The organism is Staphylococcus epidermidis (genome assembly GCF_006742205.1).
Classification (GTDB): Bacteria; Bacillota; Bacilli; order Staphylococcales; family Staphylococcaceae; genus Staphylococcus; species Staphylococcus epidermidis.
This window is the reverse complement of the sequence record NZ_AP019721.1, coordinates 1946069-1966609: the sequence shown is the minus strand read 5'-3', so window position 1 is coordinate 1966609 and position 20541 is coordinate 1946069. Positions and strand designations below refer to the sequence as shown.

Here is a 20541-nt window from a genome sequence, read left to right as displayed (position 1 = left end):
TATGAAATAAATTGAAATACTTAACTTATTTAGGATAAATTGAGTACTTACTATAAGGGAGAGGGATTTTAATCATGCAAATTAAACTACCAAAACCATTCTTTTTTGAAGAAGGGAAACGTGCAGTGTTACTTCTTCACGGCTTTACAGGTAACTCTGCTGATGTAAGACAACTTGGGCGTTATCTTCAAAAAAAGGGCTATACATCTTATGCTCCACAATATGAAGGACATGCAGCGCCCCCAGAAGAAATATTAAAATCTAGCCCTTTTGTTTGGTTTAAAGATGTTTTAGATGGTTATGATTATTTAGTAGATCAAGGTTACGAAGAAATAGCAGTAGCTGGTTTATCATTAGGTGGCGCCTTCGCATTAAAACTAAGTTTAAATCGTGATGTGAAGGGGATTATAACTATGTGTGCACCTATGGAGAATAAAACAGAAGGTTCGATTTATGAAGGCTTTCTTGAATATGCACGTAACTTTAAAAAATATGAAGGCAAAGATCAACAAACGATTGATCAAGAAATGGAACAATTTCATCCAACTGAAACCCTGAGAGAACTGAGTGACACTCTAAATGGAGTTAAAGAACATGTCGATGAAGTAATTGATCCAATACTTGTCGTACAAGCAGAACAAGATACAATGATTGATCCTCAATCAGCAAATTATATATATAATCATGTCGATTCTGATGAAAAAGAAATCAAATGGTATCAACATTCAGGTCATGTGATTACCATTGATAAAGAAAAAGAGAAAGTCTTTGAAGATGTATATCAATTTTTAGAATCATTGGAATGGACAGAGTAAAAAATAAAGATGTAGGAGAGAAAGGAGGGGCATAATGAATTTAAAGCAATCCATCGAAGAAATGATAAAACAACCTGACTATGAACCCATGTCAGTATCTGACTTTCAAGATGCGTTAGGTTTAAACAGTGCCGACTCATTTAGAGATTTAATTAAAATACTCGTTGAATTAGAACAGTCTGGTTTAATTGAACGTACAAGAACAGACAGATATCAACGTAAACAATCCAACAAAACAAATTCAAAACTAATCAAAGGAACGTTAAGTCAAAATAAAAAAGGCTTTGCTTTCTTAAGACCTGAAGATGACGAGATGGATGATATTTTTATTCCACCAACTAAAATCAATAGAGCATTAGATGGAGATACTGTCATCGTGGAAATTCAAAAATCTCGTGGAGAACATAAAGGTAAAATTGAAGGTGAAGTAAAATCTATTGAAAAGCATTCAGTTACACAAGTTGTTGGAACGTATAGCGAAGCAAAGCATTTTGGTTTCGTATTACCGGATGACAAACGTATTATGCAAGATATCTTTATACCTAAAGGACAAAATTTAGGTGCTGTAGATGGTCATAAAGTATTAGTACAAATTACGAAGTATGCCGATAGTACTGACAATCCAGAAGGCCACGTTTCAGCAATATTAGGTCATAAAAATGATCCAGGTGTAGATATACTTTCCATCATTTACCAGCATGGAATAGAAATCGAGTTTCCAGATGATGTATTACAAGAAGCTGAAGAAGTACCGGATGTAATAGAACCATCTGAAATCGAAGGGCGTCGTGATTTAAGAGATGAATTAACAATCACTATAGATGGCGCAGATGCTAAAGATTTAGATGATGCCATTGCTGTAAAAAAATTAAAAAATGGCAACACCGAGCTTACAGTTAGTATTGCAGATGTAAGTTACTATGTAAAAGAAGGATCAGCTTTAGATAAAGAAGCATATGATCGTGCGACAAGTGTGTATCTTGTCGATCGAGTAATCCCGATGATTCCACACCGTCTAAGTAATGGAATATGCTCATTAAATCCGGAAGAAGATCGTTTAACATTAAGTTGTCGAATGGAAATAAATGAACGAGGCGAAGTTGTAAAACATGAAATCTTTGATAGTGTAATACATTCAAACTACAGAATGACATATGATGCAGTTAACAAAATTATCACTGATCAAGATTCTGAAATACGTTCACAATATAAAGATTTAACACCTATGTTAGATTTAGCGCAAGATTTATCAAATAGATTAATTCGTATGCGCAAACGTCGTGGAGAAATTGATTTTGATATTAATGAAGCGAAAGTACTTGTGAATGACGAAGGTATTCCAACAGAAGTGCTAATGAGAGAACGTGGCGAAGGAGAACGTTTAATTGAATCATTCATGTTAGCAGCCAATGAAACAGTAGCTGAACACTTCAATAAATTGGAAGTACCATTTATTTATCGTGTTCATGAACAACCAAAATCTGACCGATTAAGACAGTTCTTCGACTTTATTACCAATTTTGGTATTATGATTAAAGGTACAGGTGAAGATATTCATCCAACAACATTACAAAACATTCAAGAAGAAGTTGAAGGTAGACCAGAACAAATGGTTATTTCAACGATGATGTTACGTTCTATGCAACAAGCACATTATGATGATGTTAATTTAGGACATTTTGGTTTGTCTGCTGAGTACTATACTCACTTTACGTCTCCAATACGCCGTTATCCTGATTTAACAGTGCATAGATTAATTCGTAAATATTTAATAGAGAATTCTATGGATAAAAAAGAAATACGTCATTGGGAAGAGACGTTGCCAGAATTAGCTGAGCACACATCACAACGTGAACGCCGTGCCATTGAAGCCGAACGTGATACTGATGAATTGAAAAAAGCTGAGTATATGATTCAACATATTGGTGATGAATTTGAAGGTATCATTAGCTCGGTTGCTAATTTTGGTATGTTTATAGAATTACCTAATACTATTGAGGGTATGGTTCATATCGCTAATATGACAGACGATTATTATCATTTTGATGAACGACAAATGGCACTAATCGGTGAACGTCAAGCAAAGGTCTTTCGCATTGGTGATGCGGTCAAAGTTAAAGTGACACATGTTGATGTGGAAGAACGCATGATAGATTTCCAAATTGTTGGCATGCCATTACCTAAAAAGACATCATCACAACGACCTGCTCGTGAGAAAACCATTCAAGCTAAAACACGTGGCAAGTCGTTAGACCATACTAAAAGTGATCGTAATGGTAAAGGTAAAAAGAAAAAACGTAAGCAACGTAAAGGTAAAAATGCTCGTAAAAAAGATAAACAAGGTAATACGCACCACAAACCTTTTTATAAAGATAAAAGTGTGAAGAAAAAATCACGTCGAAAGAAAAAATAGTCAGCAAAGATGAGGTGAGTAATAGTGGCTAAGAAAAAATCAAAATCACCAGGTACGTTAGCTGAAAACCGTAAAGCAAGACATGACTACAATATTGAAGATACAATTGAAGCGGGTATTGCTTTAAGAGGTACTGAAATTAAATCCATACGTCGTGGTAGTGCCAATTTAAAAGATAGCTTTGCGCAAGTGAGACGAGGCGAAATGTACCTGAATAATATGCATATTGCACCATATGAAGAAGGGAACCGTTTTAATCATGACCCTTTACGTACACGTAAATTACTCTTGCACAAAAAAGAAATTCAAAAATTAGGTGAGCGTACACGAGAAATAGGTTATTCTATTATTCCGTTGAAGTTATATTTAAAACATGGTCAATGTAAAGTTTTATTAGGCGTTGCTAGAGGTAAAAAGAAATACGACAAACGTCAAGCACTTAAAGAAAAAGCGGTAAAACGAGATATTGATCGTGCAGTTAAAGCCCGTTATTAAGCAATATCATTGCTTAATCGGGCCATCTTTGATATGATTGTATGCAGTGTCAAATTGTTTTATTGATAATTTAACCAAATATTTTGTTAGATTGATTTGAATTGAGGGGACGTTCTTGGATTCGACAGGGGTCCCCGAGCTTATTAAGCGTGTCGGAGGGTTGGCTCCGTCATCAACACATTTCGGTTAAATATAACTGACAAATCAAACAATAATTTCGCAGTAGCTGCGTAATAGCCACTGCATCGCCTAACAGCATCTCCTACGTGCTGTTAACGCGATTCAACCCTAGTAGGATATGCTAAACACTGCCGCTTGAAGTCTGTTTAGATGAAATATAATCAAGCTAGTATCATGTTGGTTGTTTATTGCTTAGCATGATGCGAAAATTATCAATAAACTACACACGTAGAAAGATTTGTATCAGGACCTCTGGACGCGGGTTCGAATCCCGCCGTCTCCATTATATAGCCTGCAACCCAAGTGGTTGTGGGCTTTTGGATTTTAGGTGCACAAAAAGTGCACAGATAGTGCACAATGAAAAAGACACCTTATGAAGGGGTGTCTTTTTTTTCTACTAACTCTTTCGATTCGTCAAATAAAGACTTAAATTTATTTTTTGAATCTTCATCTTTAGAATTTTGATAATATTTGTGTAGCTTCAAAAACTCTTTTAATGTGAAAATACATAACTCTTCTTCTTTGTTAGGATCATCAAATTTTAAATTTTTATTTTGATTTTTCTCCCAGTGGTCTGCTAACATATATCTACAAAATAGTCTTATACTGTTTTGATCTTTTATATCTAAATCTATTGAGTTAGATACTGCTTGCTTCTTTTCTATTAGATTAATACAGTATTTAATAATTATTATATTCATATTGTCAAAGAAATAACTAAAGCCTTCTTTTTTGCTTTTCTCTTTATCGATATAGTTCCCATTGTTTTTAAAATTAAATCTTAGTGCAGTTCTGAATTGATATACATCATCTAATGTGACGGTAGAGTTCCCACCTATTATAAATAACGTTTTTCTCCATTCTGACTTCGAATCTAACTCGTTTAATAATCTTTTTTTATGACGATTATCAGTGTATTTATATACAAAAAATCCCAACGATAAAGTGGCAAGTGGTTGTAGCAGATTCTTAAGCCACTCTGAGAACATATTTTTTGGCGCAAAGGTATTGTAATTCTCAATAATTGTTTGACCTAACTCATTCATTTATAAGACTCCTTACAAGTATTTAACTATTTCTTTCTGCGTACTAGGGTACAAATGACCGTATCGGTTATATACTTCATTACTATCAGCATGACCTAAACGCTGTGCTATTACCATGATACTTGCACCATGATTGACTAGCATAGACGCATGGCTATGTCTTAATTCATGTATAACGATTCTAGGGAATGTCTGAACGTCTGGCAGTTGTTCATCTAACACTTTTAATGCAGTGGTAAACCAACGATCTATAGTTGATTCACTGTATGCCTTGAAGAATGTACCGAATAATACATAATCATCTTTATATACATTGTTTTCTTTGTACCATTTTAAATATTTTTCTATGTCATTCATCATATGAAAAGGTAGGTATATATCACGTATTGCTGCTTTTGTTTTAGGGGCTGTCACTTCACCGTGATAGTCCGTTTTATTTATATGTATGAAAATCATCATCGTAGTTAATATCGCGCCATGTGAGGGCTCTAATTTCGCCCTTACGTGCACCAGAGTAAAAAACAGTAGCTTAAAGAATAATTTTTGCTGTTGTGTAGCTAAGCTTCATAGAATTGATTAATTTTATATAGCGTTCAATAATTGAAACTTTTGTTTGATTCAATTTCAAAATTATCAATTAATGAGACAGTTGGTGATGGTGCTGAAATAAATGACGTTGTAAATAAACGTGATGAATATAAAGAGAGTATACGGTATTATAATAATCATTTAGTTTTAGTGAAGTATAATGAAAAATCTATATGTAAGTTAAAATATCTTCGAAATTAGTGTGATTTCTCTTTAAAAAAATATTTATATCATAATGCTATAGTTATCTTTTGTAATCTGTATGATAAGATTTTATTCGGATTTCTCATTTTTATATCAGCATCAGTATTATTATCAAATTTTTTTACTTCATCGATTGTTTGTTATATAACAGAATTGTGGACTTCTTGTTGTTCGGAAGATGAAGAATTTTCTTGCATTTTATTTTTTTCTTCACCAGAATTATGGTACTTAGGACTTCTTTTTTTAAATTCCTCAAATTCCTTCATTTCTTCCTCATTCATGTCATTAAATCGATTGATCACTTCACCTGTACTTTTGTTTACTACAGCACAAAATTTTATAGGAGTTCCGGCTGCATCTCTTACAAGGTGTTCAACATAATATTCATTAGCATTGCTTCTATCTATATTTGTTTTAAATTCAAGAACTTGTTGCTTATTAATCCCTTTATTAATGTAATAGTTCGAGACAATTTGTTCTGCTTCTTGAGCGGAAATTTGTTTTTGAGCTGTTTTTTGTTTTTGATTACTATTAGAATTTGTTACGCTCCCATTAGTTTGCATATTATCCGTTTTATTTTGTTCTTCTTTTGGATTGCTTTCTGTTTTTTTTACATTTTCTTGTCCACATGCTGTTAATATTATTGACGAGAGTGCTAATGTTCCTAATAGTTTCAATTTCATTTTATATCCCTCCGTTTAAAATGTTGTTAAAGTTCACCTAAATTATAATAACATTACAATATTTATGAATATACAATATTCATAAATACGTTAAAGTTTTTTGTGTTTAAGAGCTTAGAGAAATATTCTATTATGTTGAAAGAGGTAGTTTTAAATATAAAATTGCTAATTGTATATATATTAAACGAGGGGAGACATATTGAATATTTACATTGCCATCGTATTAGGATTAATTTTTGTATTCTTATCTGATATGGATTATAGAAGGAGAAACAATAGTACAAATATGGATAAGAAAATGATAAAGATTAGCTTTTTTACATAGTGTAATTACTTTAATTATGGTTAGTTTAGCTATATATTTATCTTATTTTAAATAATCATACGAAGAAAATATAGAAAAAGGTAAAAATACCCTTAGAAGTAGATAATCTAAGATAATGTAAAAAGAGATGTGTCATAATCAGATATTATTTTTTCACAATTTATTGTCAATGAACTTTTGCGATATAATGTGTTGATATACTGCAGTGTTAAACTATAATGAGATTAATTAGTGTATTAGAGGTATATGGTATCTTTATTAAGTTGTTTAATACGAATCTAAACTAATGTCCTAAAATAGTTAAAGGTTTTGAAGAAATGTTTTAATAAAATAACAATAATTATTATTTTATTAAAACATTCTCAACCATATATTTTACTAATTAAAATTTTTAAGAAGGAGAATTTATTTGAGTTTAAAGGAAATATGGAAAGTTCTCATAAATAAAAAATGGCAAACTGAAGAAATATGTTATTTAATATTGTATATATTTTTAGCGAGTATTTTTACCACGCCATTGTTTGGTATTCCTTTGGGAGTTTTAGCATACTTATATCTTAATGAAGAAATATTGAAGTAGTTAGCATATATTTCTCATTAAACTTCAAATCGATTTTTTATTGAAAGTTGGAATAATCATTTTAGATGTTATATTAAAGACTTTTACATATAATATATCTTAAAAATATAAATGATTAATACTAAACTACTAAAACTGTTTATTAGAAATAATGCCGTTTTTACGATAATTGCTACTTCAAATATAATTTTTTTACTAAAATTAAAGATATCAATTAAATAATACTCTACTGCTTGTTAGTTGCATTCATTTCCAAATTATTCATCATCTTCTAAAAAGTTGGTTACATTAATCGTAATTTCTTTAGTATTATGGTTAATAATTATATCTTCGTTATAACCGAGAGATTTAACTTGAACCGTCTCATTATCTATTTTTAATGCTACTTCGACATGTTGATATTTCTGTAATATGAGTAAAGTATCTTCATTGGCTACAACATTTATAGGCCCTTTTCCGTTAATCGTTATTGTCCATTCTCTAAATTTCATTTACATTTCTCCTTTTACATTATAGATATGATTGATTATTCTTAATGATTTTCGATCATTGAAAACTAGATTAAAATTATTATGATTGAATAAGTAAAAAGACATAGCACATCTTGCTCTTTTTTAAATTGAGAAATAAAAGTTTCAACAGATTTCTAGAACTGTCATATTTAATTTTATTTGAAAAATATATATCAACTACTTTTTAATATTTATCATTATAAAATATGATTGGAAACTTTTGATTATTTAGTTATTTTATATAATTACTTTAACATTACCTTTGTACTTGTTATCTTATCATTCATATATGATAATTTGTCTATATATCTTAAGTGACTCATTTCAATTCATAGGTGTTATAGTATAAAATTAAAATACTGACATTTAACAAATGATTTAAAGAAAGATATTTTGAAACAGTAATGAACAATCTAAATACAATAAAAAAGAAGCGCATTTGTAGGTTTATACTTAACAAATGCGCTTCTATATCCTTTTATAGTTAAAATTTTAGAACTTAAAATCATTTCAATTACGCTTTAAATAACTTAGAAATTATCCTCATATTTTTTAACCCTTGAATATTAACTCTACAATAATTGGAACTCATTATAAGTGAATGTGTCCTTTGGTATATCTATAATTTTTAGGGTCTTTAGGTGGAACAAGCGCTCTACTAATATTCAGTAATCCAATTTTACCACATAACATTACGATGATAATAATAAACTCAGTCCAATTATAGTATTCGGAAGTTAAATCCATAGTGAGACCGACTGTACCGAATGCTGATACGACTTCGAAGAGTATTTTGATTAAAGGTATATTGGAATTGATTATGGTAAGTATAAACGTAACCATACCGATAAATGCAATAGAAATGAGAATAGTTACGAAAGACAACTGTATGTATCTTTCTGATATTTCTCTATTAAATATAGAGTTGTTTTTTTCTTTGCGTATCGTATTAAAAATAGCGATTGTTGCAATAACAAAAGTTGTAACCTTTATACCACCTGCAGCACTCAATGGTGCACCTCCAATAAACATGAGAGCCATAAGTAATAAAGCTGTCGGTGTTTTAATGTTTCCAACGTCAATTGTGTTAAATCCTGCAGTCCTTGTTGTCACTGATTGGAAAAATGCATTTCCTATTTTTTCAATTAATCCCATGTGTAACATAGAGTTTTGATTTTCTAGTAAAAAGAAGAAAACCGTGCCTATCAAAATTAATAATCCAGTGGTAGTTAACACGAGTTTAGAGTGTAAGGATAATTTTCTAAAACTTTTGGCGTTCCACAAATCAACCACGACTAAATGTCCCAAACCTCCCAAAATGATAAGTATTGGAATAGTGATAATGATTACCGGATCATTTGAAAAATCGATTAAGTTGTTTTTAAAAAGGGCGAATCCTGCGTTGTTAAATGCGGAAACTGAAGTGAATAAACTTAAAAATAGACCTTTACCTATGCCAAATTTTGGAATAAACGATAAACATAGACAAAGTGTACCAAATAATTCAGTGGCGATGCTGTATATGGCTAGATGTTTAATAAGTTTAATTACACCACCGGGTTCGTCAATATTCCAAGTAATCATAAATAAAATTCTATTGTTAATTGATATTTTCTTATTTAAAAAGATGAGAGTTAGCATTGCTACAGTGACAATACCTAATCCACCAATTTGTATAAGTAATAAGATAATGATTTCTCCAAAAATATTAAATTGTGTTCCAACATCAACTGGTGATAGACCTGTTACTGTGAATGCGCTAGAAGCTACAAACAATGCGTCAATAAAGTTAATGGGTTTCTTCCCTGTATAGGGCAAATAGAGTAGAAAAGCACCAATTAAAGTTGTCAACAGAAATAACATAAGATAGAAATATAAAGGTTTATTTACTTTGCTCATAAATTTCCACCATTCTTTATATGAGTTATATAACAAAGATGATAATATCATAAGTGAATTTTAAAGTGTAATAACTTGTTAAACTTTTTAAATATTTACTATTCACAATGAGTATAACCACTATATCAGCTTTAAAAAGATGCTTAGCCTTAATAAGAGATAATTATTAAAATTGTAGTAGTAACTATTAAATTAAAATACTTCAAAGTAAAGTAGGGGGGTTAATATGCGTAGTGTAATTAAGTTGGAAAATACATTTATATTCATAATCACAATCGCCGTTTATGTTAAATTAGAATTTTCTATATGGCTGTTTTTACTTTTACTATTAGTTCCAGATATATTTATGTTAGGATATGTGATTAATAGAAAAACAGGGAGTTATGTCTACAATATTGGACACACGTATATCACACCTATAATTATCGCGCTATTATATTTATACATTGATGAAAGGTTACTATTACAGATTTCTTTAATATGGTTAGCTCATATTAGTATAGATAGAACTTTAGGTTTCGGACTCAAATATTCATCAGATACTGATAAAACGATAATACAAAAGATGTAATCGTAGTTTCTGAATAGATATTTCAAGTTATACAAATCAATGGTATTAACAAATCTAATATAATCCAGTAATGGATAGTGATCATTAAATTTGTTGAATTACTTCATTAAATTAGAAATAAAGAGTGTGATATTATTATACTTTTAATTTAATTAAGGACTGTTAATAAATAAAATCCCCTAAATAATAATTATTGTCTAGGGGATTTATCTTAATAGTTTAAAAAGTTTTTGAAGTATGTTGCATCAAAGCATTAAATTCTTCATTTTTTATGTTACTTTGTGTAAGCGTAATTAAATGATTATCTAAATCTTTAATTGTCATTTCAATAGAATTCCATGGTTTTCCTTCAAGATCTTCCACGATATATTGAGAAGATATTCGTTGTTTTAAAATTCGAATATTTGGTACAAGTATATTTGTATAAACTGCATTACCGACTTCAAACTGTTTGCCAGAAATTAACATCAAATCTTGATATTTTGCTAATCGTAAATGCTCCATTAAAATTTGATTTTGTTCATTTTTAAATTTAAAAATACTTTTAAAACCTAAATTCTCTTGATACCATTCCGATGATTTCTCTATGTCGTTAACTAAAAATTTATTAAACATAGGCATACTATATAATTCCATAGTTAATCCTCCTTTATTGGTAAGATTAACTTTAATCTATTACGTAACGTTAATGTCAAGGACTATAAAACAAATGAAGTCGGATAGTATTAACGGCTAATTTTAGTCTATTTCTAGGAGGTACTGTTGAAGTATCTTTAGTGATATTTTCAATACGATTATTCTAATAAATGTAGTTATGAGTGATTCATGATGGTTATATCTTTAATCCTTAAAGTTGGTATTAAAGGTAAGGCATATATAGTGACGTGACTACATTAGTAATAAATAATAACGTGTATGTTAAGATGACTAAATGAAAAAGAGCTATAAATTAAATGATGTATTTTATCCGTCTATACATAAAACGTTAGCCCTTATTTTTTCGCTCAATTAAAAAATTTACGATTGTTGATAAGTGTAATTGCTAGAGATAACTATATGCCTAAATAGTGTTTAGATACATAATGAACGAGATATCCCATTAAGCATAATACACCGAGTGATATAAAAACTGCAGAAAAATTTCTGCAATGACTTTTATAAGATAATCCTTGATTTTGTGCTAAAAAGAAACTAAAAATATATAGTCCGATTCCTATTATAAAAAAGCCTATAATTACGTATAACATATAAACCTCTTTCTATTTAGTTGAACTAAATTGTAAATTTTCAATTTTTATACTGATTTTTAGAATAATTATTTGCATCTAGAACTTTCTGTGCGTTATCTCTTCATAATTATCATTGAGAATTTCGTCACGAATTTGCATCTCACTAGATGATAGTCTATTCCTTGTTTTATTTCTCCATTCTTGATTTGACATGTTCAAATATTTGTTATTTGGATTGTAGTTAGGTTGTTATTGCGAATTGTTGAAGTTGTATTTGAATTTTGATTATATTGAGTATCTTTAGAATTATTACTTTCATCAATAGCTTATTCTTGAGTTTGAATTGTATTTTGAGAGTTTTCAGAATCATAAGTCACTATATTAATGTTCAATGAACTTATTCATTGCAATTCTTCTAGTTGAGATGCCTTGTTTTTAATTTGACTCCTCTTTTCAATATTTTTTGTGTTTTATTTAGAGTTTAGACCACATGCCGTTAAGAATAGTGATATTGATAAGAAAAACAACTAATGCTTTAACTTTCATTAGTAATTTTTCCCAATATTAAATTTATATAACTATTAATTTGAACATCGAACCGACAATAGCAAACGTATTCCATTTATTAATTCTTATATAAATACAGTATACAATTTAAATTTATAACCGACAATATTAGTACTAATTGCTACTATATTATAGAGAATATAAAATGTTGTCATTAACATATGATTTATCAAAGTAATTTAAAAAATAGTTTGATTGTTTATTGGTGTATGTAATAAGGGAAATTTAAAATCATAAAAGTATCTATACTATATTGTTTATAACGTTAGGAAATAAAATAGTTCCAAATGAATGCAAAAATGCAATTCTTTTGGAACTTTGTTTCTCATTGATTATTTATTTAATTGAATATTATAGAAATACCTTCTGACCATTTCTATAACCATCATCCAAACAATGTGTCCAAAAAATTCTGATAGGTGTTCTGAAAATGGTTGATCAAAAGCATTCGGTACGACATGCATAATTGGCATTAAGATTAAATGAAAAACAATCCAAATAACTATACCAAATAAAGCACCATAACCTAGTGTGATTTTTGTATATTTCTTTGCGATATAAATATAGATTATTGCAATAGCGATAGAAAAACTATAGTGTACGATAAAACTTATCCAAGGTAATGCATGCTCAGAAAAATTGTATGTGAGATGGGTAATATTTGACGGTATTCCTAGTAATTGTAAGAGTTGTTGAGGTGGGTTAGTGGCATCTCTACTAGGTGTTCGGGGTGGGAACATTACCTCCCAACCTAGTTTGACTACACCAGATAAAAGTCCTGCTATTATGCCAGCTATTAGTAGTTTAAACCTGCTCTGATTTTTTTGATGCTTCATTCTGTATGTCTCCTTATGTTCCTCCTATATATTTAAACACCATTAGCGTTGTTAAAAAGAGAAACTTTAATATAATTCAACCTAATTATATTACTTTTATGTTCTTTAAATGTTTAAATAATATGAGCTTTAATTTACAGGATATGTTAGTTTTATGACATATTAAAAAAATTGAGTTATAAAAAGTTAGAGAAGTTACAAACGAATACTCATTTAAGTTATTTAAATGGGATTAAGGGTATAATAACTTTAAAATTAAACAGACGTAAAAAGATGGAGGAAAGACATGGAAAATAAACCTGATTATTTTCACCACATTGAACATAGAAAGTTTCAAAGTAGCTCAAAAATTACATTATGGTTATCTTTAGTTATTACTATGATATTCACTGTAGTTGAGTTCGTAGGAGGTATTGTGTCGAATTCACTCGCGTTACTCTCTGACTCATTTCACATGCTAAGTGATGTTCTAGCATTAGGTTTATCAATGGTAGCGATTTATTTCTCGAGCAAGCCACCTACAAAGAACTATACATATGGTTTTTTACGCTTGGAAATTATCGTAGCTTTTCTCAATGGCTTAGCACTTATTGTTATTTCACTAGGAATTATGTATGAGGGTATCATGAGAATTATACACCCTAGACCTGTTGAAAGTGGCATTATGATTCTAATTGCGTTTATTGGTTTAATTGCCAATATCGTATTGACCATCATTTTAATGATTTCTCTAAAAAAAGAGAATAATATTAATATTCAAAGTGCATTATGGCATTTTATTGGTGATTTATTAAATTCTTTAGGTATTATTGTGGCGTTTGTGTTGATTCATTTTACTGGATGGAACATTGTTGACCCAATTATTAGTATTCTCATTTCATTGATTATTTTAAGAGGAGGATACAAAATTATTAAAAATGCTTCAAAAGTTCTGATGGAGCGTGTGCCGGATCGATATGATACAGATGAAATTATGGGAGCAATGAAAGATGTTGAAGGCGTGATAGATATTCATGAATTCCATTTATGGAGTGTTACAACTAATCAAAGTTCTTTAAGTGCACATGTTGTACTAAGTGATGACTACATTAAATCGCCTTATGCTACAATAAATAAAGTTTCGGATTTGTTAAAAACACAATACGGTTTAGAACATGTAACACTTCAAATTGAAAATATAAACCACAATCATTTAGATGAGGAGTATTTCAAACAACTTCAAGAATAGGGGAATAGTATTTAACTTATTATGAGTTGTTTTGCATAAATAATGTATATGAAAAAGTTACTTACACTCTAATTATATAACTTTATCTTAATGAATTAAAAGGACTCCCAAATAAAGTTTGATGAGGTTTATGTTATAGCTAATGGATACTAAATTTTATTATCCCAGTTTTATCTTTATGTCTTTTTGTGATGAAAGTTGATAACGTTGTAGAAATACTTTCACTAATACTATTTATAATTCTGCCGTTATGACTATAGTTCTACTTCATTTTTAAGAGTGCATTTTACACAGTTGAATTTTGAATAGTATTGATTGAGCTATGTTCAACGTCGTACAATCAATGACGTAAAAAACCCCTCTAACAGGAGGGGCGGAGTAGAGAATAGTTTAATTATTATTCGTTTTCGTTATTACCGAATAAACCTTTGATAAAAGAGATAACTTTTTTAACTAAGTTAATGATGAACATGTGACTCACCTCCTATGTATTTGTTAACTAAATTATAGTATTGAACTAAAGTAATTGGGTTTCTAGTTCTAAAGTAATCAAAAAATATTCTTAAGTGTAAAATGATTTCGAAAACAAAATAACTTTGAATTCATTTCTGTTGCAGAAAATATGATATAATTTATGTATTTTATAATTATTATATGTTTAGTAAGGATTAATATTTTAAAAGTAGGGAAAGAAAAAATTCTTGAAGAATTTTATTTCTTTCCCTAACTTTTTAACATGTAGAATATTCAAGTGAAATTCTATACGTTATGTCTAACAGTTGAAAAAGATTGATATAAATGTGTTTGTAATGTAGTCGTGTGCGACAAAATGCTTAAGGTTTAAGTATTAATTGTTCTCTTAAATGTTTTGATTATTTTTCATCAGTTTTAAAAACATCTTTAAAAAATTGAACACCTTTATTTAATAAATCAAAAATAAACATGAAATACACCTCCAATTCAATTGATTACAGTTACATTGTATTTGATTTATTTGGTTAAAAGTTTAAGTTTGCGTAGATAGAAATATTAATTGCCACGCTGTTAAAAAAATAAATGTAAGAAAAAATATAGTTCCTAATCGTTAAATGTATTTATGATTTTATGAAAAGTTCATTTTGATTATTAGTTTTAATAAACTATTAATCTATACAATGCCTTATTTAAATAGCTTTTGACATTATTAAGAGCTCTACAATTTATAAAATATAGAAAATCCTTTACTTTTCCAAAAATAAGCGTATAGTAGTGGTTAAGTAATAAAGTACGTGAAGTTGATTGTGGAATTATTTTTATAGAATATTCTCTTTTAATTAATGGATTTGTTACAAATATTTAGTGCAAAAGCACGTGGAGGTATTCTATATGAATAACGGTACAGTTAAATGGTTTAATGCAGAAAAAGGTTTTGGTTTCATCGAAAGAGAAAATGGCGGAGATGTATTCGTGCATTTCTCAGCAATCGTTGAAGATGGATATAAATCTTTAGAAGAAGGCCAAAGCGTTGAATTCGATATCGTCGAAGGTGAACGTGGTGAGCAAGCTGCAAACGTTGTTAAGATGTAATAATTATATATCTTTATTAAGTCTAGGACAGAAATAACTGTCTTAGGCTTTTTTGTTGATAACTAAATTAATATTAAGCCCTTTAGTCAGATTTTCAACTGGTAGTTCGAATACCAATTTATTATCTCTATAAAACATCTCTATTAAAATTCTCAATTTAGCTTTCTACGTTGCACTTTATAGAATTTCTTGTGTGTAATTATTTTTTTATTGTTGATGTATACTTATTAATATACTTTTATTTTGGTTTAGTTTTAGAGCAATTTTATCTATGATGATTATTGATGTATACCATAAGTTCATAAAATTAAATAAAAGATAACAATAAAAAGTGTATTTGTTTTATAACGATTACTATATTTCAAATGTTAATTCTATTATATTTGTAGTAAAAAATCTTTTTGAAATAAAAAAACGCCAATGCAGTTACTTTAATAATGACGAAAATTAAAGTCTGCACGGCGATAACAAGAAGTAATGTTAAACACTCACAGAGTGTAACATGTATAGGTTATCACAAAAATATATTTATATCTAACTAAATTGCTTTATAGTGATGTGTTTTTTTAAAATCTTCTAAATAATAATTGAAACAATTATAAATTAAATAGTTACTTACTTTAAATTGACTGTGAAGATCGATCAAACACACTAATCTCTTTCTCATGTATAGAAACAACAAGTGTGTGGTCATAAACTTGAATGTAATCTGTATTTAACGCATTAAATTCAGCAAGTATTTTAAAAGAACCATTTCGCAATGGTTCTATAATCGAAATATCATCATGATTACTTTGAATAATCAATTGTCGTTTGGAATGATTGTTAATTGTCCAGTCTTTCATATTCATCACCTTACTTGTACTTTTTAACCAAAGCTACGCTCAATTTCTGTAAAAGCTTTTGTTGTAACCTGAATATTATATATTTTGTTATCTTCAACCTCGCCATCTAAGTAACCTTCATTTATTAAGACTTTACAGTTATGAATGAAATCTTCATATTTTCTATCACAAAAATAATCATCTTGTGCCGTTACAGAATCTTTAAAATGATTAGCTTCTTCTTCTGGTTGCCCCGCATTAGATCTTTCCATATATAATTTATAAAATTTAGCTATTGTATATTTTTGTTCTTTTGTAAGGTTTTCCATCAAAATCTGCCTCCGACTATGTTAAATAAATATTATTCCACTTATTAGATTTTAAGTAAGTGCGATTTTTTTAAGTATTACAATATTTATTTTAAAATTTAATTTACCTTTTCGATACCTTTTTGCACTGCGTTCGCAAATTTGTAAAAATCTTTAGTATATTTATCTGAATCACTACGTGTATGTCGATCTAATTTATAATGTTTGAAAAACTGTTTTCGCAATGCAGTCGTGAGTTCTAATTGGACACCTGAGTTAGATTCATTTTTATTAGCTATGTTATCTGATGACTTTGCATCGATTTTGTTAGGACTTTCTTTTACAGTAAAGTCTTTTTTACGTAATTCTTTCGTGATAGAGTGAGACATCTCTTTATCTTTACCTCCGATATAAACAATAGGGTCATCTCCAGAGAATCCATGTATAGATAATGTTTCTTTAGTGTTTTTAAGTAACTTATCTAATATAGGTTCGTTAAAATGAGTGGATGTTACATGTAGTTGATCGTTATTAGACTTTCGAAGACCTTCAAAGGTATAAAAATTATATTTTCCAACATTGGAAATACGTCGTGCAATTTCAGTCGTACCTGGTTCGATACCTCCACCGTGAATTGCAGTGACTAAAATATCCTTATTTTTACGGTGTTTTGTTTTAATACGCCAATCTTTATTTTTTATCGTATCTTTTTTTAATTCAGTAAAATCTGCGTATCTATCGGTAGAATGAGAACGGTTTGTCTTTAAAGTATTAAAAAGTATTACAACAACAACGCAAATTGCGATAATAACGATTGTCAAAATAATATAATATAATCTCGAATGTTGATTGTCTTTGTCTCTCATAGTAACTCCTTTTTTATATAAACAATAAATGTTCTTAAATATTTAATAAGGTGATAAATTTAATTCCATTTAATTATTATATACTAACTTTTTACTATATATTTTCTATACCCATTTTAATAGATACTATTTAATAAATGAAAAGAATTCTTATAATAAAAGTAAAAAATTTATGAATCATCAAAAAGAAAGATTATAATCAAAAGGAATTAAAAGAATTCAAAATCTTCACATTGTTTTAACAATAATGTGGTAATTTATAGTAAAGGGATGTGATGTTGTGATGAATAAAAATCTATTAAAAAAATACTTGAATGATGATAGTTTCAAATCAGTTGTCGTTGTTATAGGGAATAAGAGAATCGTATTAGAGAATGATATTCATGTTGATTATGAAAACGAAGTTATTATTTATCCATGTAAAAATTGTACACGTATTATACCGTTTAGTTCAATTTCCTATTTAGAACTTATTGATAAGCAAGACCAATTTATTAACTATTTTAAAGAAGGATGACTATAAATCCCAATGGTGGTGTGAAATACGAGCATAAGTTCACATTACCATCGGGATTTTTAATATGTTTTTACTAATTTTAATTTATATTCATCTGTAAAATTATCTGTTAGCGCATAGGGTGAAATAATATATAAACCGTGATCACTTACGGAATTTTTATCTACGCCGTATTTATATGCTTGATATATAATTTTAGTGCAATATGTAAATGTTTCACTTTTTAAGTTGAATGTAACAAGATATTCGCTATCGCTATTCTCATAATGTTTCTTTGCCCATTGAGCTGCTTTTGTTCCAGCGTTAGGGTGTGAACATCGATAGACTTTTATCCATTCATTTTTACCTTTTCCATATCTGTCACGATAAGATTCAAAATCTTCCGTCATTGGTTTATCCCCTGGACCTTCAATTTGAAGTACAGTGTCATGATCAATTGCCAAACTACAGTGACCAAAAAACCATTTAAAACAGGACCTTTTGTAACAATAATGTCACCTGGTTTTAGCTGAAAACGTTTATTATCATTAGCGAAACTTTGATTGGTAAATAACATGAGACTAAAAATAAAAAATATAAATGATAAGTATATGCTTTTAGATATTAATTTCATATATTTAAAGAAGCTCCTTGAATAATTCATAAAGCTAGTTGCAAAAATAATTGATTTACTTCAAATATAATCTAGTAAATCATAATCACGCTATTAAAAAGCATCTCAAAAAGAATACATTGTTTATCTCTTTGAGATGCATAATATAGTATAATGCCTTTTCATTAAAAGTGATTCTATTTCTACATATTATAAAATTCCGAATATAAAAGTATAAATTAAGATGGCAAAACCAAAGATTAAGAAAATTACAGTAAAGCCTAGATAAGATTCTTTTCGTTCTTCTTTTTTAGTTTTAAGCATTGTTACCAATAATATCGTTCCTGCGATGATAAATAAGATAGAAAGCCACAGCAAAATTTGGAAATGTAAGCTCATTGATATCCCTCCCTAGTCAAAAATTTAGACAAATTCATAAAAAATCGGATAAATGTAATACAGTGCTAAGATAATGTTGATAAAAAATAATATTTCACTGAATAAATCACTATAGATAATTACTAAGGTCAAGCTTGAAAAAAGAGCAAAACCACAAATTGCTAAACCAGGTATTAACCATAACTTATAATCTATATTTGCGTTATAGGTTATGAGAATGTTAAATGAAAAAAATAAAATGGTGAATATCAAATTGAATATATTTGCTTTGTTTAATTTCATAGGTGTTACACCTCAATAGATACTGCTTGATAGAACTAAGTTATTTATATACTATAATATCATTTATTTCGTACAGGTAAATATATTAACATTCATAAAAAATATTTTATTTGAGACATACACATCATTGTCGTTTTTATGGTGAAAATAAAAAAATTAGTAATACTTTATTATATGTGAATCAATTTAATGTTATAGTTATTTTTAAACCTCTAACAACTGTAATTTCATCACAAGAACAAAAATAAATGAAAATTATCATTATTAGCAAAAAAAGTTTATGTATATAGTGCAAAAAAGAATTTTTTGCACATAAAAACTCGAGCAATCTGGTATGATTAATAGGTGAAAGTATATAAGTAGGTGACTCAAGTGTTTTTAACACTTTAAAAAAGGGGCTGAAATCAAATGTCTTTTTATGATTTTATTTTAGGATTTATCAATGACGATACGCCACTAGGTCATTTAGCACAATACATTTTTAATGATGCTTGTTTCCCAAAGGAAGAGAAAAATAATAATTCTATAAGAACCTATGTGCTTCTTAATTATAATGATCGTCAGTTAATCGAAAGTACAAATCGTGCAATTAGTCTATATCAATTAATTTGAATAATACCAGTTATGGGTCTTAAGAGCATTCCAAACATCTTTAGTTTTAAAGTTTATTTCATTATTACGAACACAAAACGGCTCGATAACATTTTGATCTAACCAAGTATTAATTAATTCTTTAGGTACACCATCGAGTAGCATATCTGTTTTGCTTATAATTAAACATTCCCAATCTAAAGAAATTGAATTAGGATTGACATAGTTACATTGACTATGAGTAGACATCATTAATCCTCCTTTATTCCATGTAAATCTAATGTTAAGTTATACCCTAAACAAATTTTATTAAACAATTTGCTTTTAAATTGTATGATTTCTAATTTTTTAAATCATTGGTTTACTTTGTAATTTGGCAGTGATTAAATAAAAGTGTCATAAACAATGATGGGTGTATTCTTTGG

23 protein-coding genes, 1 other RNA gene and 2 pseudogenes are annotated in these 20541 nt (G+C 28.8%); 11 read left to right on the top strand and 15 right to left on the bottom strand.

Annotated features, from left to right (window positions below):
- Window positions 1–74 precede the first annotated feature (74 nt).
- The 4 genes from FNL83_RS09635 (at window position 75) to ssrA (ending at window position 4189) form a co-directional block, all read left to right on the top strand.
- Window positions 75–815: an alpha/beta hydrolase gene (locus FNL83_RS09635; protein WP_001829672.1), complete on the top strand. Its 741-nt coding sequence runs from the start codon at window positions 75–77 to the stop codon at window positions 813–815.
- A 34-nt stretch (window positions 816–849) separates the two neighbouring features.
- On the top strand, window positions 850–3228 hold the full coding sequence (gene rnr, locus FNL83_RS09630; RefSeq protein ID WP_001829677.1) for a ribonuclease R: 2379 nt from the start codon (window positions 850–852) through the stop codon (window positions 3226–3228).
- A gap of 24 nt (window positions 3229–3252) precedes the next feature.
- The gene (gene smpB / locus FNL83_RS09625; RefSeq protein ID WP_001829588.1) at window positions 3253–3723 is read left to right on the top strand and encodes an SsrA-binding protein SmpB; all 471 of its coding nucleotides are present in this window, start codon (window positions 3253–3255) and stop codon (window positions 3721–3723) included.
- A 105-nt stretch (window positions 3724–3828) separates the two neighbouring features.
- Window positions 3829–4189: a transfer-messenger RNA gene (ssrA, locus tag FNL83_RS09620) on the top strand.
- A gap of 85 nt (window positions 4190–4274) precedes the next feature.
- On the opposite strand, the gene FNL83_RS09615 is transcribed toward ssrA, so the two are convergent.
- Both FNL83_RS09615 and FNL83_RS09610 read right to left on the bottom strand, forming a co-directional pair.
- A complete protein-coding gene (locus FNL83_RS09615) occupies window positions 4275–4949 on the bottom strand; it encodes a hypothetical protein (protein ID WP_001829583.1) in 675 nt (224 codons plus the stop codon).
- A gap of 12 nt (window positions 4950–4961) precedes the next feature.
- A pseudogene (locus FNL83_RS09610) lies at window positions 4962–5593 on the bottom strand (site-specific integrase); the annotation flags it as partial.
- Between FNL83_RS09610 and FNL83_RS09605 the strand changes: the two are divergent.
- Window positions 5559–5738: a hypothetical protein gene (locus FNL83_RS09605; RefSeq protein ID WP_001829655.1), complete on the top strand. Its 180-nt coding sequence runs from the start codon at window positions 5559–5561 to the stop codon at window positions 5736–5738. The pseudogene FNL83_RS09610 and the gene FNL83_RS09605 overlap by 35 nt on opposite strands.
- Before the next feature lie 143 nt (window positions 5739–5881).
- Here the strand turns inward: FNL83_RS09605 and FNL83_RS09600 are convergent, their stop codons facing one another.
- Window positions 5882–6424 carry a hypothetical protein gene (locus FNL83_RS09600; protein ID WP_001832592.1) on the bottom strand — a complete coding sequence of 181 codons (543 nt, stop codon included), beginning with the start codon at window positions 6422–6424 and terminating at the stop codon, window positions 5882–5884.
- A 734-nt stretch (window positions 6425–7158) separates the two neighbouring features.
- Between FNL83_RS09600 and FNL83_RS09595 the strand changes: the two genes are divergently transcribed.
- Window positions 7159–7329 (top strand): VraH family peptide resistance protein, encoded by a 171-nt coding sequence (locus FNL83_RS09595; protein WP_001829642.1) that lies wholly within the window; start codon window positions 7159–7161, stop codon window positions 7327–7329.
- A gap of 257 nt (window positions 7330–7586) precedes the next feature.
- On the opposite strand, the gene FNL83_RS09590 is transcribed toward FNL83_RS09595, so the two are convergent.
- On the bottom strand, window positions 7587–7820 hold the full coding sequence (locus FNL83_RS09590) for a hypothetical protein (protein WP_001829658.1): 234 nt from the start codon (window positions 7818–7820) through the stop codon (window positions 7587–7589).
- Window positions 7821–8432: 612 nt separating this feature from the next.
- Complete coding sequence (locus tag FNL83_RS09585; RefSeq protein WP_001832616.1) at window positions 8433–9740, bottom strand: TrkH family potassium uptake protein; 1308 nt, start codon at window positions 9738–9740, stop codon at window positions 8433–8435.
- Between the two features lie 226 nt (window positions 9741–9966).
- Here FNL83_RS09585 and FNL83_RS09575 point away from each other — a divergent pair, with 226 nt between their 5' ends.
- Window positions 9967–10311, top strand: a complete 345-nt coding sequence (locus FNL83_RS09575; protein ID WP_001832602.1) for a DUF4260 domain-containing protein — start codon at window positions 9967–9969, stop codon at window positions 10309–10311.
- Window positions 10312–10530: 219 nt separating this feature from the next.
- Here FNL83_RS09575 and FNL83_RS09570 read toward each other — a convergent pair whose 3' ends face one another.
- Together FNL83_RS09570 and FNL83_RS09560 are read right to left on the bottom strand one after the other, a co-directional pair.
- Window positions 10531–10947 (bottom strand): VOC family protein, encoded by a 417-nt coding sequence (locus tag FNL83_RS09570; protein ID WP_002468671.1) that lies wholly within the window; start codon window positions 10945–10947, stop codon window positions 10531–10533.
- A 1492-nt stretch (window positions 10948–12439) separates the two neighbouring features.
- A complete protein-coding gene (locus tag FNL83_RS09560) occupies window positions 12440–12943 on the bottom strand; it encodes a YagU family protein (RefSeq protein ID WP_002438954.1) in 504 nt (167 codons plus the stop codon).
- Between the two features lie 286 nt (window positions 12944–13229).
- Between FNL83_RS09560 and FNL83_RS09555 the strand changes: the two genes are divergently transcribed.
- A complete protein-coding gene (locus tag FNL83_RS09555; protein ID WP_049387501.1) occupies window positions 13230–14171 on the top strand; it encodes a cation diffusion facilitator family transporter in 942 nt (313 codons plus the stop codon).
- 397 nt (window positions 14172–14568) lie between these two features.
- Here FNL83_RS09555 and FNL83_RS12420 read toward each other — a convergent pair whose 3' ends face one another.
- Window positions 14569–14643 carry an epsilon family phenol-soluble modulin gene (locus FNL83_RS12420; RefSeq protein ID WP_095658922.1) on the bottom strand — a complete coding sequence of 25 codons (75 nt, stop codon included), beginning with the start codon at window positions 14641–14643 and terminating at the stop codon, window positions 14569–14571.
- 893 nt (window positions 14644–15536) lie between these two features.
- Here FNL83_RS12420 and FNL83_RS09545 point away from each other — a divergent pair.
- On the top strand, window positions 15537–15737 hold the full coding sequence (locus FNL83_RS09545; RefSeq protein ID WP_001829681.1) for a cold-shock protein: 201 nt from the start codon (window positions 15537–15539) through the stop codon (window positions 15735–15737).
- 620 nt (window positions 15738–16357) lie between these two features.
- Here FNL83_RS09545 and FNL83_RS09540 read toward each other — a convergent pair.
- From FNL83_RS09540 to FNL83_RS09530, 3 genes are all read right to left on the bottom strand, one after another.
- Window positions 16358–16582, bottom strand: a complete 225-nt coding sequence (locus FNL83_RS09540; protein ID WP_001829613.1) for a hypothetical protein — start codon at window positions 16580–16582, stop codon at window positions 16358–16360.
- Window positions 16583–16605: 23 nt separating this feature from the next.
- Complete coding sequence (locus FNL83_RS09535) at window positions 16606–16890, bottom strand: hypothetical protein (protein ID WP_001829635.1); 285 nt, start codon at window positions 16888–16890, stop codon at window positions 16606–16608.
- Window positions 16891–16988: 98 nt separating this feature from the next.
- Window positions 16989–17735: a poly-gamma-glutamate hydrolase family protein gene (locus tag FNL83_RS09530; protein ID WP_002438959.1), complete on the bottom strand. Its 747-nt coding sequence runs from the start codon at window positions 17733–17735 to the stop codon at window positions 16989–16991.
- A gap of 283 nt (window positions 17736–18018) precedes the next feature.
- Here FNL83_RS09530 and FNL83_RS09525 point away from each other — a divergent pair, with 283 nt between their 5' ends.
- A complete protein-coding gene (locus FNL83_RS09525) occupies window positions 18019–18252 on the top strand; it encodes a hypothetical protein (protein WP_001829664.1) in 234 nt (77 codons plus the stop codon).
- Between the two features lie 59 nt (window positions 18253–18311).
- Here the strand turns inward: FNL83_RS09525 and lnsA are convergent.
- The 3 genes and pseudogenes from lnsA to tsaA all read right to left on the bottom strand — a co-directional run bounded on the left by lnsA (window position 18312) and on the right by tsaA (window position 19525).
- A pseudogene (lnsA, locus tag FNL83_RS09520) lies at window positions 18312–18865 on the bottom strand (lipoprotein N-acylation protein LnsA).
- 189 nt (window positions 18866–19054) lie between these two features.
- Window positions 19055–19243: a type II toxin-antitoxin system toxin TsaT gene (gene tsaT / locus FNL83_RS09515; protein WP_001829569.1), complete on the bottom strand. Its 189-nt coding sequence runs from the start codon at window positions 19241–19243 to the stop codon at window positions 19055–19057.
- Window positions 19244–19267: 24 nt separating this feature from the next.
- The gene (tsaA, locus tag FNL83_RS12260; RefSeq protein ID WP_002438963.1) at window positions 19268–19525 is read right to left on the bottom strand and encodes a type II toxin-antitoxin system antitoxin TsaA; all 258 of its coding nucleotides are present in this window, start codon (window positions 19523–19525) and stop codon (window positions 19268–19270) included.
- A 408-nt stretch (window positions 19526–19933) separates the two neighbouring features.
- On the opposite strand from tsaA, the gene FNL83_RS09505 reads away from it, so the two are divergent.
- Window positions 19934–20137, top strand: a complete 204-nt coding sequence (locus tag FNL83_RS09505) for a sterile alpha motif-like domain-containing protein (protein WP_002438966.1) — start codon at window positions 19934–19936, stop codon at window positions 20135–20137.
- Here the strand turns inward: FNL83_RS09505 and FNL83_RS09500 are convergent.
- Entirely contained in the window at window positions 20129–20365 is a 237-nt protein-coding gene (locus FNL83_RS09500; RefSeq protein WP_002457224.1) for a hypothetical protein, read from the bottom strand. The two genes, FNL83_RS09505 and FNL83_RS09500, sit on opposite strands and share 9 nt — an antisense overlap.
- Window positions 20366–20541: the final 176 nt, after the last annotated feature.